Origin of the sequence: Sulfurihydrogenibium sp. YO3AOP1 (genome assembly GCF_000020325.1) — a bacterium.
Taxonomy (GTDB): Bacteria; Aquificota; Aquificia; order Aquificales; family Hydrogenothermaceae; genus Sulfurihydrogenibium.
Genome location: NC_010730.1, coordinates 31117 through 46833 on the forward strand (window position 1 = coordinate 31117; position 15717 = coordinate 46833).

At 33.3% G+C, this 15717-nt stretch carries 10 protein-coding genes; 8 read left to right on the forward strand and 2 right to left on the reverse strand.

Annotated elements, in window-relative coordinates:
* Positions 1–2 precede the first annotated feature (2 nt).
* Positions 3–2261, reverse strand: a complete 2259-nt coding sequence (gene purL / locus SYO3AOP1_RS00140; RefSeq protein WP_012458771.1) for a phosphoribosylformylglycinamidine synthase subunit PurL — start codon at positions 2259–2261, stop codon at positions 3–5.
* 148 nt (positions 2262–2409) lie between these two features.
* Here purL and SYO3AOP1_RS00145 point away from each other — a divergent pair, with 148 nt between their 5' ends.
* From SYO3AOP1_RS00145 to fdhF, 3 genes are read left to right on the forward strand one after another with little or no spacing between them, the layout of a single operon-like run.
* Positions 2410–2880: an NAD(P)H-dependent oxidoreductase subunit E gene (locus SYO3AOP1_RS00145; RefSeq protein WP_012458772.1), complete on the forward strand. Its 471-nt coding sequence runs from the start codon at positions 2410–2412 to the stop codon at positions 2878–2880.
* Positions 2864–4435, forward strand: a complete 1572-nt coding sequence (locus SYO3AOP1_RS00150) for a formate dehydrogenase beta subunit (RefSeq protein WP_012458773.1) — start codon at positions 2864–2866, stop codon at positions 4433–4435. Before SYO3AOP1_RS00145 ends, SYO3AOP1_RS00150 begins: the two co-directional genes overlap by 17 nt.
* 9 nt (positions 4436–4444) lie before the next feature.
* Entirely contained in the window at positions 4445–7447 is a 3003-nt protein-coding gene (fdhF, locus tag SYO3AOP1_RS00155) for a formate dehydrogenase subunit alpha (RefSeq protein ID WP_012458774.1), read from the forward strand.
* Positions 7448–8024: 577 nt separating this feature from the next.
* Here fdhF and dapA read toward each other — a convergent pair.
* The gene (gene dapA / locus SYO3AOP1_RS00160) at positions 8025–8906 is read right to left on the reverse strand and encodes a 4-hydroxy-tetrahydrodipicolinate synthase (RefSeq protein ID WP_012458775.1); all 882 of its coding nucleotides are present in this window, start codon (positions 8904–8906) and stop codon (positions 8025–8027) included.
* Positions 8907–8978: 72 nt separating this feature from the next.
* On the opposite strand from dapA, the gene tsaE reads away from it, so the two are divergent.
* The 5 genes from tsaE to uvrA all read left to right on the forward strand — a co-directional run bounded on the left by tsaE (position 8979) and on the right by uvrA (position 15624).
* A complete protein-coding gene (gene tsaE / locus SYO3AOP1_RS00165; RefSeq protein WP_012458776.1) occupies positions 8979–9374 on the forward strand; it encodes a tRNA (adenosine(37)-N6)-threonylcarbamoyltransferase complex ATPase subunit type 1 TsaE in 396 nt (131 codons plus the stop codon).
* Between the two features lie 599 nt (positions 9375–9973).
* Entirely contained in the window at positions 9974–10501 is a 528-nt protein-coding gene (locus SYO3AOP1_RS09100; protein WP_049751876.1) for a tetratricopeptide repeat protein, read from the forward strand.
* A gap of 57 nt (positions 10502–10558) precedes the next feature.
* A complete protein-coding gene (locus SYO3AOP1_RS09105; protein WP_198001833.1) occupies positions 10559–10831 on the forward strand; it encodes a tetratricopeptide repeat protein in 273 nt (90 codons plus the stop codon).
* A gap of 444 nt (positions 10832–11275) precedes the next feature.
* Positions 11276–12874, forward strand: a complete 1599-nt coding sequence (gene recN / locus SYO3AOP1_RS00175) for a DNA repair protein RecN (RefSeq protein WP_012458777.1) — start codon at positions 11276–11278, stop codon at positions 12872–12874.
* Complete coding sequence (gene uvrA / locus SYO3AOP1_RS00180) at positions 12862–15624, forward strand: excinuclease ABC subunit UvrA (protein WP_012458778.1); 2763 nt, start codon at positions 12862–12864, stop codon at positions 15622–15624. Before recN ends, uvrA begins: the two co-directional genes overlap by 13 nt.
* Positions 15625–15717: the final 93 nt, after the last annotated feature.

Here is a 15717-nt window from a genome sequence, read left to right on the forward strand (position 1 = left end):
AACTAACCCATTAATTTACTAAGTCCATTTTCATATAAATTTTTCAAATTGCTTAAAGGCTCTTCAAGTATGATTTTATCGTTAACTTTTAATAAAATTTTATCTCTTTCTAAAACTTTACCGACAATCTTAAAGCCCAATCCTAATTTTTTAGCCTCTTTTTCTAATATTTTTAAATCATCTTCTTTTAATGATATAACTACGATAGACCTAAGCTCGTCAAAAAGTTCAAAATCCGGTCTGTATTTTGTTTCTATATTTAGCTCTAAACCAAGTTTTTGACCTTCTCTAAATGCTGGCTCTAATAAAGCTGTGATTAGTCCACCATCGCTAACATCATGAGCTGATTTGATTTTGTCTTTATTTTTATGGATAAATTCCATTAACTTTTTTTCTGTTTTAAAGCTAATTTGCCCTATATCTCCCGCTACTGTATTAAAGATTTCTTTTAAATACTCACTTCCTGCTATGTTTGGCCCTTTTTCTGTTTCTCCAACGATTGCTATCAAGTCTCCTACTGATTGATAGAATGACGGTATCGCTTCTTCTACTTTATCTAATACTCCTACTGCAACCACTATTGGTGTTGGATATATGTTTATTCTCTCGTCTGATAATACTGTTTCGTTGTATAAAGATACGTTTCCGCTTATAACTGGTGTATTTAGCTCTTTACATGCGTCAGCCATTCCTTTTGTAGCTTGTTCAAACTGCCACATGATTTCTGGATTTTCTGGATTTCCCCAGTTTAAACAATCTGTTATTGCAAGTGGTTTTGCTCCTGTTATATAAACATTTCTAACCGCCTCGGCTACAACTCTTTTTCCGCCTTCGTATGGGTCTAAGTAGACGATTCTGCCATTTCCATCAGAAGATATTGCTATACCTTTCTCTGTTTTTACTTCTGGTCTAACAACCCATTTTAATCTTAAAACTGCACTATCATGACCGGGTTTAAAGACTGTATTTGTTCCTACTTCATGGTCGTATTGAGAGTATACCCATGATTTTTTAGCAACTGTTGGAGATGATAAAACTTTTTTTATAGCTTCCGCTAAATCTACCTCAGGAAGGTTGTTTTGGCTAAATGATTTGACTTGTTTTAGATACTCAGGCTCTTTTCTTGGTCTGTTGTACACGGGTGCATCATCTACAATAGCTGAGATTGGAAGGTCTGCAACTTTTTCTCCTTTGTAGAATACTTCCATTCTTTTTGTATCTGTTGTTTCTCCAATCACTGCTGCTTCAAGTCCATGTTTTTTGGCTATTTTTATAACTTCTTCTACATTTTCATCATTTACTGCATAAAGCATTCTTTCTTGAGATTCTGATAGTAATATCTCGTAAGGTGTCATTCCTTCTTCTCTAAGTGGAACATTTTCAAGATATACTTTGACGCCCATTCCAGATTTTGCTCCAAATTCTGAAGTTGAACCTGCAAACCCTGCAGCTCCAAAGTCTTGACATCCTTCTATCAATCCTTTTTCCATAACTTCTAATGTACATTCAATTAATCTTTTTCCAAAGAACGGGTCTCCGATTTGAACGTTTGGTCTTTTTGATTCACTTTCTTCGCTAAATTCTGCCGATGCCATCGTTGCACCATGAATGCCATCCCTTCCAGTAGAAGACCCTACCATTACCATTTTTTGACCTACTTTTGTAGCTCTTGCTCTAAACATTTTGTCTTTTTCTAACACTCCAAGACAGAAAGCATTTACAAGCGGATTTCCTGCATAAACTTCATCAAATACAGCCTCACCACCAACCGTAGGAACCCCTATACAGTTGCCATAAAATCCAATTCCTTCAACAACTCTTTTAACAATAGGCTTAGCATCTTTTATTCCTTTTCTTGTGCCATCTTTTCTTATATCTCCAAATCTCAAACTATCCATTAAAGCTATTGGTCTTGCACCCATTGACAAAATATCTCTGATAATTCCACCAACACCTGTTGCTGCCCCATGAAATGGCTCAATATATGATGGGTGGTTATGAGACTCTATCTTAAAAGCAACTGCATATTTATCATCTATTTCAACAACTCCAGCGTTTTCACCAGGTCCTTGAATAACCCAGTCAGCTTTAGTTGGAAATACTTTTAAAAATGGTTTTGAAGATTTGTATGAACAATGCTCACTCCATAAAGCTCCAAAAATTCCAAGCTCTATTTCATTTGGCTCTCTACCTATCAGCTCTACAATTCTTTTATATTCCTCAACGTTTAATCCATGGGCTTTTAAAATTTTTTCTTCCATTGATGACTCCTGACTTTAGTAATTGAAATTATTATATCATTTGTGGATTTATGGGATGGGTCTGTACAAATTATTAACAAAATCTTGAAATGATTTTAATCATGAATTAACTTAATACAATAATCTGTTAAAAAAAGAGGGCTATATTATGTTTGATATAGATAAAGAATTTGAAAATCTTAAAAATAAAAAGAACGGTTTCATACCATTATTACATTCCATCCAGAATCACTATGGATATATACCCATTGAATTTGTAGAAATTTTAGCTAAAAGGTTAAATTTATCAAAAGCTGAAATTTGGGGAGTAATAACATTTTATTCTGATTTTAAAACTAAAAAACCGGGAAAAAATATAATAAAAGTTTGCAGGTCTGAGTCTTGTATTGCAAACGGCGGGTTGGAAATACAAAAATATCTCAAATCAAAGCTTAACATAAACTTCAAAGAGACAACGGAGGACGGGAAGTTTACCCTTGAAGAGGTATTCTGCTTTGGCAACTGTGGATGTGGTCCTTCTGTAATGATAAATAACAAGCTTTATGGAAGAGTTTCTTTAAAAAAATTAGAAGAATTATTAAAAAATCTTTCTGGAGATAAAAATGAACAAGATATTTAAAGTTTATGTTCCAAAAGATTTTTCTTCAGTCTCTGTTGGTTCTGACGAAGTAGCTGAAGAAATTGTAAATCAGGCTAAAAAGAGAAATTTAGATATAGAAGTTATAAGAAATGGCTCGAGAGGTGCATATTGGCTTGAGCCTTTGGTTGAAGTTGAAACAGAAAAAGGAAGAGTCGGTTATAGGAATATTTCTATTGATGATGTTGAAAGTTTATTTGAAAGCAAATTTTATTTTGGAAGTCAAAATCATGAAAAATATGTTGGATTGGTTGAAGATTTAGATTTTTTTAAAAATCAAACAAGGATTACTTTTGAAAGGGTTGGTTTGGTAGACCCTTTATCCATAAAAGATTACCAGTCAAACGGTGGTTTTTTAGGTTTAAAAAAAGCAATTTCTATGAAATCAGAAGAAATCATTGAAGAGATAAAAAAATCTGGTTTAAGAGGTAGAGGAGGAGCTGGATTTCCAACTGGAATAAAATGGGAAACCGTTTTTAAAACAGGCTCTGATAAAAAATATGTAGTATGCAATGCTGACGAGGGAGATTCTGGGACTTTTTCTGACAGGATGATAATGGAGTCAGACCCATTTTTACTAATAGAGGGGATGGTTATCGCAGGTTTGGCGGTAGGAGCAGATGAAGGTTATATTTACCTACGTTCAGAGTATCCTTTGGCTAAAGAAGTTTTAACAAAGGCAATAGATTTGGCATACAAAAACAGGTATCTTGGTAAAAATATCCTTGGCTCAGGGAAAGACTTTGATTTAGAAGTATATGTTGGTGCAGGTTCTTATGTTTGTGGAGAAGAAACTGCACTTTTAGAAAGCTTGGAAGGAAAAAGAGGCGTTGTCAGACCAAAACCTCCTTATCCTGCAATCAATGGTCTATGGAACAAGCCAACGCTTATAAATAATGTAAATACATTGGCAACAGTTCCTTGGATAATCAGAGAAGGTGGAGATAAATATTTTAACTATGGTGTAGGAAAATCAAGAGGAACAATCGCTATTCAGCTTTCGGGGAATGTTAAACATCCCGGATTAGTAGAAGTTCCTTTTGGTATTTCTATTAAAGATATTGTTTATGGTTTTGGTGGTGGAACAAAAACAGGAAAAAAAGTTAAAGCTGCATTGATTGGTGGTCCATTTGGTATTTATATTCCGGAAAGTATGTTTGATATTTCAATAGATTATGAATCACTATCTAAAATTGGAGGTACGATTGGTCATGGAAGTATTGTAGTTTTTGATGAAGAAGCTGATTTGAAATATTTAGCGAGATTTGCAATGGAATTTTGTTTTATAGAATCTTGTGGAAAGTGTGCTCCTTGCAGAATAGGTTCTATCAGAGGTTTAGAAATTTTAGATAAATTGTTAAATCAAGGAAGAGATGAAAGGTTAATAAGCATGTTTGTAGATTTATCAGAGGTAATGATAAATACATCTTTATGTGGTTTGGGTGGAATGGCACCAAAGCCAATATTAAGTTTGTTTAAACATTTCCCAGAAGAGTTTGGATTGTTTAAAGAAGACCTTGAAAAATTTAGTTTTTAGGAGTTTGACATGATTTGTAGAATTTTTGATGATTTTGGAACTCCACCAAGCAATAGTGAAAAATTGATTACAGTTGAAATAGATGGCAAAGAAGTATCAGTTCCAGAAAAAACATCTGTTTTAAGAGCTGCAAAAATGGCTGGTATAGATATTCCAAAATTATGCTCCACAGACACACTTAAACCAGTTGGTTCATGTAGACTATGCATTGTAGAGATTGAAGGTAAAAAAGGATATCCGACAGCATGTACAACCCCCGTTGAAGAAGGAATGAAAGTTAAAACGAATTCGGAAAAGATACAAAAATTAAGAAGAGGAATATTAGAACTATATATTTCAGACCATGCTTTAAGATGTGGAATATGTCCGGCAAATGGCTCGTGTGAACTTCAAAGGGCCTTAAGCTTGGTTGGTGTTAGAGAATTTAAATATAAAAAAGGATTAAATCATTGTGATTTACCAGTGGACAATAGCAATCCATACTTTGTTTTTGACCCATCAAAATGTATTATGTGTTATAGATGTGTGGAGGCATGCAATGAAATTCAAGGAACATATGCTTTAGCAGTTGAAGGAAGAGGATTTAACTCTAAGATAAAACCCGGAATTGATGGGCTTTTTATAAATTCTGAATGCGTTTCCTGTGGAGCGTGTGTAATTAACTGTCCTACAGGAGCTCTTGTAGAGAAAAAAGTAGTTGAACATGGTAGAGGGAATAGATTTGTTAAAACTGTGTGTCCATACTGTGGCGTTGGATGTTCATTTTATGCCGAAGTCAGTGGAAATAACGTAATCAGAATGATTCCAGACAAAAAGGGTAAGGCCAATCAAGGCCATGCATGCATAAAAGGAAGATTTGCTTGGTATTATATATATTCAAAAGGCAGGATAACAAAGCCAATGATCCGTAAAGGCATTAATGAACCTTGGAGAGAATGCACATGGGAAGAGGTAATAAACTTTGTTGCTAACAAATTTAAGTCAATTCAGGAAAAATATGGTAGATATTCTATTGGGGCAGTTACTTCTTCAAGGTGTACAAACGAAGAAACATATTTATTGCAGAAACTTGTAAGAACTGCTTTTAGAAATAATAATGTTGATAACTGTGCCAGGGTATGCCACGCACCAACAGGATATGGCTTAAAAACAGCATTTGGTACATCTGCCGGGACAAATGAGTTTAATTCAGTTTTAAAATCTGATGTAATAATGATAATTGGAGCAAATATTACAGAAGGTCATCCTGTTTTTGGTTCCTTAGTAAAAAGAAGAGTTAGAGATGGGGCTAAACTAATTGTAATAGACCCAAGAAAAATAGAGATTTCAGACTCTCCTCACGTTAAAGCTGACATCCATCTTCAGTTGAGACCGGGTTCAAATGTTCCGCTTTTAAATGCTATGGCTCATGTAATCATATCTGAGAATTTAGAAGATGAAGAATTTATAAAATCAAGATGTGATTTAGAAACATATGAAAGATGGAAAGAATTTATTTTAAAAGAAGAAAATTCGCCAGAATATGTAGAAAAAATAACAGGAGTACTTGCAAGTCAGATAAAAGAAGCTGCAAGATTGTACGCAAAAGCAGAAAAAGGGTCAATATACTATGGTCTTGGAATAACCGAACATACACAGGGAACAACAGCAGTTTATGCTTTAGCCAACCTTGCTATGATTACAGGTAACGTTGGAAGAGAGGGAACAGGTGTTAATCCTCTAAGAGGTCAAAACAACGTTCAAGGTTCTAATGATATGGGGTCATTTCCCCATGACCTAAGTGGATACAGACATGTTTCAGACCAGGCAACAAGAAAATTATTTGAAGAGGCATGGAATGTAGATATAGACCCAGAACCCGGGTTAAGAATCCAAGATATGCTTCAGCTTGCAATAGATGGAAAATTTAAAGGTATTTATCTTCATGGTTTTGACCTAGTTCAATCGCTAACAGATACAAACTATGTTATTGAAGCATTAAAGTCAATGGAGTTAGTGGTTGTCCATGATTTATTTTTGAACGAGACAGCAAAGTATGCTCATGTATTCATTCCTGGATGCTCTTTCTTAGAAAAAGAAGGGACGTTTACAAACGCTGAAAGAAGAGTTCAACTTCTTAAAAAAGTCATTAAACCTATGTGTGATAAACAAGAGTGGGAGGTCTTTTGTGAAATAGCAAGAGTGATGGGATATGATATTAGCTATCAGAATTCTCAGGAGATCATGGAAGAAATATCGAAGCTAACCCTAACATACAACGGAATTACATATGAAAAATTGGAAAAGTTTGGAGGTATTCAATGGCCTTGCAATGAAAATGCTCCGTACGGCACTCCTACATTGCATAAAGATGGTTTTCTAATTGGAAAAGGAAAATTCTTTATTACTGGATACATTCCTTCAAAAGAAAAAATATCATCAAATTATCCATTGATTTTAACAACGGGAAGAAATCTATTTCAGTATAACGTTGGTACTAACACAAGAAGAACTTTTAATATCAATTTTTACAAAGAAGATATTTTAGAAATAAATCCAATGGACGCAAAAGCAAAAAATATAAAAGATGGAGATTATGTTAGATTAAAAGGTGAAAATGGTTCTATAGTAATAAAAGCAAAAATAACGGAAAGGGTTAGTCCCGGAGTGGTGTTTTCAACTTTCCATTTTCCTGAGACAAAAACAAATGTTCTAACAAAAAATAATTTTGATTGGGCAACACTATGTCCAGAGTATAAATTTACAGCTGTTGATGTTGAACCTATTGAAAAACCGATTTCAGAATCTGAGCCAGAATTAAAAGAATCGGGAGAAAATATAATCATTGATATGGCAAATAGAATTGGGTTATTTTTTGAATTTTATGAAAAAGAAGACAGTATTAAAGCAATAGTTGATCACTTTAAAAAATTCTGGCATCCTTTGTTGAGAGAAAAATTAAAACAATTCAAAGATGATAAGGCTTTATTACAAATTGTTAAAGAAGCAATTGAAATTTTAGACAGCAATTAGAAATTCATGAGAAATTATAACAAATATATGTATAGGTTATATACAGCGGGATGAGAGATTTAAAAAAATCTAAGATTTTTCGCTGGCTGCAGAATGATAAACAAACTGACGGGCGATGTATACGGGCGATTCACGAATCGTCTCTACTCACTTTTTATTTATTTAAATTTTATAAAAATTCCCAATTTCTCACCCCAATATTAGAAAAAAATTTTTGGTAAATTTCTGAGAGTGCTTTAAAATTTTAACTAATTCTAAAAATTAATTAATCTTTTGATCGTCATTCTGAGCGTAAGCGAAGAATCTCCTTTTTCCTCAATTTTTAAAAGAGGAGATCCTTCGGACAAAGTCCTCAGGATGACAGGAAAAGTTTGAATGATAAACATTAAAGGAAGATAACCTTATTCGTCATCATGAGTAAAGCGAAGAATCTCCTGTTTTTCTTACCTCTCACTTACTCACTTTCTCACCTTCTTTAGAAGAGTGGATCCTTCAGACTAAAGTCCTCAGGATGAAAAGCAAAGGTAAAGATACTTTACACATACGTTATATAACTTGCAGGAATTTTATAACATCCTCACTTTATTAACGAATGTTTTCTGAGAACTTCCTTTAATTTCTCTTCATTAGATTTAGACATTGTATAAAGTGGAAGTCTTAATTCTAAGCTTTCAATTAAGCCCATGAGATATGCAGCTGTTTTTATAGGAATTGGGTTTGTCTCAATGAATAAAACTTTAAATAAATCCCAATACTGATTGTGAATTTTTTTAGCCTCTTCAAACTTTCCTTCCAATGCAAGCTTGCACATCTGAGATATTTCTTTTGGAATTATGTTGTTAGCTACAGATATAACACCTTTTGCACCTACTGCCATCATCGGTAGTGTTAATGCATCATCTCCGGATAATATTAAAACATCTTCATTTGTCAAGGATATAGTTTCTGAAACTCTCGCTACATTACCTGTTGCTTCTTTTATTCCAATAACGTTTGGAAAGTCACCATACAATCTTGCAAATGTTTCAGGTAGCATATCGACGCCGGTTCTTGATGGTATGTTGTATAAAATTAGTGGTATGTTTGTTTCTTCTGCAATTGCTTTGAAATGTTGATATATACCTTCTTGTGTTGGTTTGTTGTAGTACGGGACAACTTGCAGTGAAGCATCAGCCCCTACTTTTTCTGCAAACTTTGTCAGAGTAATGGCTTCATGAGTTGAGTTTGCACCGGTACCGGCAATTATTGGAATTCTTTTGTTTGAATACCCAACCGCAAGTTCTATTAGTAATTCATGTTCTTCGTATGTTAAAGTAGGAGATTCTCCTGTTGTTCCTGCTACAACTATAGCATCTGTTCCATTTTCTATATGAAATTCTATTAATCTTTTTAATCCTTGTCTATCAAGCGTACCATCTTTAAATGGAGTAATTAAAGCAACAACAGAGCCATAAAACATAATAAAAAGCCTCCCGATTTGAAATGTTAAAATAATTATAACTTATTCTATAAACATTTTTTAAGGTTTTTAATGGAAAGAATCATAGTAAAGAATTTAGAAGAATTAGATAAGCTAACAAAAGAGATTGCCAAAAATCTAAAAGGAAATGAGATAATACTCCTTGAAGGAGACCTTGGAGCTGGCAAAACTACTTTTACAAAGTATTTACTAAAAAATCTTGGAGTTGATGAGCATATAACCTCTCCAACCTTTACAGTCATGAATCAATACGAAAGTCCAAATTTTGATATCTATCACATTGATATGTATAGAGTTAATGATATTGATATTTCTGATTTAATTGGCAATGGTTTAATCGTTATTGAATGGCCAAAAATCGAGATAAGATGCGATGATTGTAAAGTTATAAAAATAAAGATTGAGCCATTAGAAGATGATTCTCGTATTTTTGAGATTAATCAATAGAGCTTGGTAATGAGAAGGTAAGAAGCGAGAGGTGAAAATTATTTTAAAATTTTTTACACATAACGGATCACACATCGCTTTGTATTTCACTTTTCAAACATAACCTGTTATTTCTTTGTCATCTTGAACAGAGTGAAGGATCTCTTTTTTTACAATAAATGCTTTGTCCAATAATAAAGGATCATAAGTTTATTTTTTCTATATACATTTTATTGCTTTCCTTTAACTATTATACACTATCTAACAACTACTCATTATTAAAGACCTATTAATAAGCATAGTTTTTAAAAATATCTCGGTTTTTAATATTCTCTAATTTCCTACTTACAACAAAAAAATGGTTTTGAAAGAGATTGTAAGGATAAATACTTACGAAATAACAAAAGAGGTTGCTAAAATTGCATGGTGTAAGTAAGGGTATCTATATCTGCTATCTAAAAGAGCTTGAATTTAGGTATAACTTTAGAGATAATATTGATGATAGTTTATATAAATGTTTAGGTAGAATAAATTGAGGAGTTATCTATACTTATGTCAGAAAATGAGGGAGGAAGGTAATTTTTAAATAAAGCAAAAATTTCATAGAGGGCATAAAAACCATGGAACAAAAAATAACATTAATTGATGCATGTATAGCTTTCCTTAATGCTGGAGATTATGAAAAAGCTATAGAGGTCGGCAAATTAGCCGTTGAAAAATACCCTGATAATCTAGTGGCCTATCTTTGCTTAGGAGAAGCTTATTACCGTACTTTAAAACTTGATGCCGCTTATGAAATTTTTAAAAAAGCAGAAAGTTTAACAAACAAAAAAGAAAATCTAATGCAAATTTACAGTAGAATTGGTCAGATTTTAGAGAATATGAATAACTTAGATGATGCGCTTACATACTACAATAAAAGTTTAAGTTTAGCAAAAGAATTAGGTGATACAGATATACAGGCTATTGCACTAAAAGGCATTGCTAGTATATATCATCAAAAAGGAGAACTAGATAAAGCTTTAGGTCATTGCCAAGAGTATTTAAGTTTAGAAAAAAACGAAAAAGGAAAACCGATTGTCTATAACAATATTGGCAGTATATATTACGAAAAAGGTAATTACCAAAAGGCTATCGAGAACTATTAAAAGGCTATTGAAGTAGCTGAGAGATATAAAGATTATTTTAATGTTTCTTTTTCTAAGTTGAACCTTGGGGAAGTCTATAGAGATATGAAAGATTATAAAAATGCAGAAAAGTATCTTTCTGAAGGGCTTGAAGGTGTAAAAAGAGCAGGAGATGAATATTTCGAAGCAAAAGGTTATAGTTATTTTGGAGATCTTTACAGAGACAAAGGAGACAAAGAAACGGCACGAGATTACTATACTCGTGCATATAATCTTTTTAAATCTATCGGGGCAGAAAAAAATGCTAAAGATGTTTTAAATGAAGCGAAAAAATTAGATAAATCAATCTAATTATCTTATCCCTGCCAGTTGGTAAGAGGTTTTCTCAATCATAATCAAAACTTTTTTAAAGTGTTTGTAGGACTCTTACAATTACTTTCAAAATCTGAGAGTGTTCCAAAATTCTCGTAAGCTTACCTTTTCCTGTCATCCTGAGGCTGTAAGCCGAAGGATCTCCTCTTTTAAAATAAGGAAAAATGAGATTCTTCGCTAACGCTCAGAATGACACCATTGGGTCGTTCTTTGTCATCCTGAACGAAGTGAAGGATCTCATGTTTTAATGTGTTTTAAAAGGAAGGAAACAATAACAGGAGATTCTTCGCTGGCTGCAGAATGACGATGTGGATTTTTGGAACACTCTTTTTAAAATCTTGAAAAACTATCAGACAAGAATAATTTAAAAATTCACTATGTTATAATTTAAAATTGAGACTTTAAAATCAAACGGGGTATTACTTGCTTTCAGAGATTAGAATTAAAAAATTCCTTTATTTAAAAGATATTGAGATTTCCCTTTCTGATAGACTAAATGTTTTTACCGGTGAGACTGGCGTTGGTAAATCTCTAATCATTGATGCTATATCGTTTGTTCTTGGAGAGAGAGGAAGCTTTGAAGAGAATGATTATGTTGAGCTGATGTTTGAAGCTGACAATCAGTATGCAGAAGATGGAATTTTGATTCTTGCACGGCAGGTAAAAAATGGGAGAAATATATATTATCTAAACGGAAGAAAGGTTGTTAAATCTATCATTGATGAGATTTCTCAAAACCTTATAGAGATTCACGGACAGCATGCAAGCCAAAAGCTTTTTGATGCAGACTATCAAAGAGAAATATTTGATAAATTTGCAAAAGCAGAAGATAAACTTGAAGAGTTTCAAAAGTTATATTCAGAGTATATAAAAGTCAAAAAAGAGTATGAAGATATTTTATCAAAGCAGGCAGAAAATCAAAGAAAGATTGATTTTTTAACATTTCAGATAAACGAGCTTTCATCTGCAAACATAAAGCCCGGAGAAAAACACAAGCTTGAAGAGGAATATAGATATTTATCAAATATAGCACTTATAAAAGAGGTTGTAGAGCTTTCTAAAAGTGTTTTATCGATTCAAGACAACAGCGTTTTATCAAATTTAAGCTTGGTGATAAAAAATATCTCAAAAATTTCTGATTTGAGTGAGAGTTTAAATAAAGTTTTACAAAATCTTGAAGAAGCTAAAGCCTTGATTGAAGATGCTTTTTATAAGCTTGAAGATACAGATTTTTATGCAGATGATTATAAGCTTAGAGAGATTGAAGAAAGACTAAATCTTATAAATGACTTAGAGAGAAAGTATCATGTTGAAGCTGATGAGATGCCAAACTTTTTGGAGAGTTTAAATGGTGAGCTTTCTACACTTATGAGCTTGGAAGACAAACTGCCTGAGCTTGAAGAGAGGTTAAAAACATTAGAAAATAAGATTAATCAGTTAGCGGATGAAATTTCAAGCATTAGAAAAAGCAAAGTAAGTGAGTTTGAAGACTTAGTGGTTGAAGGTTTAAAGGATTTGGCGTTTAAAACACCTATTTTTAAGGTTAAGATAGAAGAAAAGCCAATAGACAAATACGGAAAAGATAAGATAACTTTTTATTTTTCTGCAAACTTAGGATTTGAACCAAGACCGCTTTCAGAGGTTGCATCCGGCGGTGAAATTTCAAGAATCTCTTTAATATTAAAACTAATATCAAAAAAATCTGTTAAAACCTTAATCTTTGATGAGATAGACACAGGAATTGGCGGAAAAACAGCTATAGAGATGGCTAAAAAATTAAAAGAGCTGTCAAAAGATTTTCAGGTTATTTTAATCACTCACCTTCCACAGATTGCAGTAGTTGGAGATAGACATTTTTACATCAGCAAAGAGATTGAAGACGGTAAAACGGTTGCAAAGGTAAGTCTTCTTGAAGAAGACAGAAGTCATGAAATAGCAAGAATGCTTACAGGAATGATTGATGAAAATTCTTTAAGTTTAGCAAAACAGCTTTTGAAAGAAGAAGAGAAATGGACAAGATAGTAATTCATGGTGCAAGACAACATAACTTAAAAAATATAGATTTAGAACTGCCAAAGAATAAATTAATAGTTATCACCGGACCATCTGGCTCCGGGAAATCTTCATTGGCTTTTGATACGATTTATGCAGAAGGTCAAAGAAGATATGTAGAAAGCCTGTCAGCTTATGCAAGACAGTTTCTTGGAGTAATGGAAAAACCTGATGTAGATAGTATAGAAGGACTATCTCCCGCAATAGCAATAGACCAAAAAACCACATCTAAAAATCCACGTTCAACAGTTGGAACAATAACAGAAATTTATGATTATTTAAGACTCTTATTTGCAAGGGCAGGAAAACCACACTGTCCGGAATGTGGGGTTGAAATCTCATCCCAATCTGCACAAGAAATATCAGAAAGTATAATGTCTTTGCCGGAGGGAACAAAAATACAGATAATCGCACCAATCATTAGGGGACAAAAAGGAGAGCATAAAGACACCTTAGAAAAGTTAAAAAGGCTTGGATATCCAAGATTAAGAATAGATGGAGAAGTGTATCTTACAGAAGAAGTTCCAAAGCTTGATAAAAACAAAAAACATACGATTGAAGTTGTAATAGATAGAATTGTTATAAAAGAAGGTTCAAGAACAAGAGTTAATGACTCTGTGGAGCAGGCTTTAAAGCTTTCCGATGGACTTGTGGTTGTAAATCTTGTAGATGAAGGTAAAGATATTATTTACAGTGAAAAGTTTGCATGTCCTATTCATAACTTCTCCATTCCTGAGCTTTCGCCAAGACTTTTTTCTTTTAACAGTCCTTATGGAGCGTGTCCAACCTGTAAAGGTCTTGGAGTTATTCATAAAATTGATGAAAATCTTTTAATAGATGAAGAAAGAGTAGCCACAGAAGCTTTTAGAATAGCCGAGAATATCTCTTTTAAATACATAAAAGCAATGGTTAGCGATTATTTAACTTTTAATAGAATTCCAAGGCTTAAAAAATTCAAAGAACTGCCACAGCATGTAAAGGAAGAGATTCTTTATGGTAATGGATATTTTGAAGGTGTAATTCCACACCTTGAAAGAAAATTCTTAGAAACAGATAACGAAAAATACAGAGAAGAAATAGGGAAATACATTAAAGAAATTCAATGTCCGGAGTGTAAAGGTGCAAGGTTAAGAAAAGAAGCATTAACTGTACTTGTCAACGGCAAGAATATTTACGATGTTGTAAAAATGGATATAGCCAAAGCTTTTGAGTTTTTCCAAGAGTATGAGAGCGTACCGAAAACAGAAAAAGAAAAATTAATCTCAGAAAAGATTGTAAAAGAGATAAAAGAAAGATTAAAGTTTTTATTAGATGTTGGACTTGATTATCTAACCCTTGACAGGACGGCTACAACTTTAAGCGGTGGAGAATCTCAAAGAATTAGACTTGCTACTCAAATAGGCTCTAAATTGTCGGGTGTTTTATACGTTCTTGATGAGCCATCCATAGGACTTCATCCAAGAGATACAGAAAAGCTAATCAATACATTAAAAGAGCTTAGAGACCTTGGAAACACTGTTATAGTAGTAGAACATGACCCGGAGACTATTGAAGAGGCAGATTATATTGTTGATATTGGACCGGGTAGTGGTGTATACGGTGGCTATATTACAGCAGTTGGAACTGTTGAAGAGATAAAAAATAACCCAAATTCATTAACAGGTAAATATTTAAGCGGAAAGCTAAAAATTCCACTGCCGGCAAAAAGAAGACCCCCAAATGATAATAAATACTTAATCATTCATGGTGCAAAAGAGCATAATCTAAAAAATATAGATGTAAAAATTCCACTTGGATTGTTTGTGGCTATTACAGGAGTATCAGGAAGCGGAAAATCAACGCTGATATACGATATCTTATGGCAAGCAGCTAAAAACAGATTCCATGGGTCAAACGAATACGTAGGCAAGCATGAAAAAATAGAAGGATGGGAGCATATAGACAAAGTTATAAACGTAGACCAATCACCCATAGGAAGAACGCCAAGGTCAAACCCGGCAACCTACACAAAAGTTTTTGACTTAATAAGAGAGCTTTACGCATCTACTCCTGAGGCAAAAATAAGAGGATACGACCCAGGAAGGTTTTCTTTTAACGTAAAAGGAGGAAGATGTGAAGCATGCCAAGGTGAAGGCGTAGTTAAAATTGAGATGCACTTTCTGCCGGATATATACGTAACCTGTGAAGTTTGCGGTGGAAAAAGATACAACAAAGAAACTTTATCGGTTTTATACAAAGGAAAAAGTATTGCAGATGTTCTTGATATGACAGTTGCAGAAGCTTTGGAATTTTTTGAAAATATTCCATCTATTAGAAACAAATTAAAACTTTTGCACGATGTGGGTCTTGATTATATAAAACTTGGACAACCAGCAACCACGTTGAGCGGAGGAGAAGCTCAAAGAATAAAACTTTCAAGAGAACTGTCAAAGAGAGATACAGGGAAAACTCTTTACCTGTTAGATGAACCAACAACAGGTTTGCATTCTCATGATGTAGCAAAGCTAATACAGGTTTTAAATAAGCTTGTAGAAAAGGGTAACACTGTTGTTGTGATAGAACATAATCTTGATGTTATAAAGTGTGCAGATTGGATTATAGACCTTGGGCCAGAAGGCGGTGATAGAGGTGGTTATATTGTTGCAGAAGGAACGCCAGACATGGTTGCAAACAATGAAAAATCTTATACAGGAAAGTTTTTGAAAAAGTATTTAAAGTAGAAATAAGAAATAATAGGTGGGGGTGCTTTAAAATTTTAACCAAGTCTAAAAATTAATTTAACCTTTTGATCGTCATTCTGATCGAAGCGAAGA

Bases quoted from the DNA above. Each gene is read 5' to 3' on its own strand.
- purL (WP_012458771.1), bottom strand. From the start codon at position 2,261: ATGGAAGAAAAAATTTTAAAAGCCCATGGATTAAACGTTGAGGAATAT.
- SYO3AOP1_RS00145 (WP_012458772.1), top strand. From the start codon at position 2,410: ATGTTTGATATAGATAAAGAATTTGAAAATCTTAAAAATAAAAAGAAC.
- SYO3AOP1_RS00150 (WP_012458773.1), top strand. From the start codon at position 2,864: ATGAACAAGATATTTAAAGTTTATGTTCCAAAAGATTTTTCTTCAGTC.
- fdhF (WP_012458774.1), top strand. From the start codon at position 4,445: ATGATTTGTAGAATTTTTGATGATTTTGGAACTCCACCAAGCAATAGT.
- dapA (WP_012458775.1), bottom strand. From the start codon at position 8,906: ATGTTTTATGGCTCTGTTGTTGCTTTAATTACTCCATTTAAAGATGGT.
- tsaE (WP_012458776.1), top strand. From the start codon at position 8,979: ATGGAAAGAATCATAGTAAAGAATTTAGAAGAATTAGATAAGCTAACA.
- SYO3AOP1_RS09100 (WP_049751876.1), top strand. From the start codon at position 9,974: ATGGAACAAAAAATAACATTAATTGATGCATGTATAGCTTTCCTTAAT.
- uvrA (WP_012458778.1), top strand. From the start codon at position 12,862: ATGGACAAGATAGTAATTCATGGTGCAAGACAACATAACTTAAAAAAT.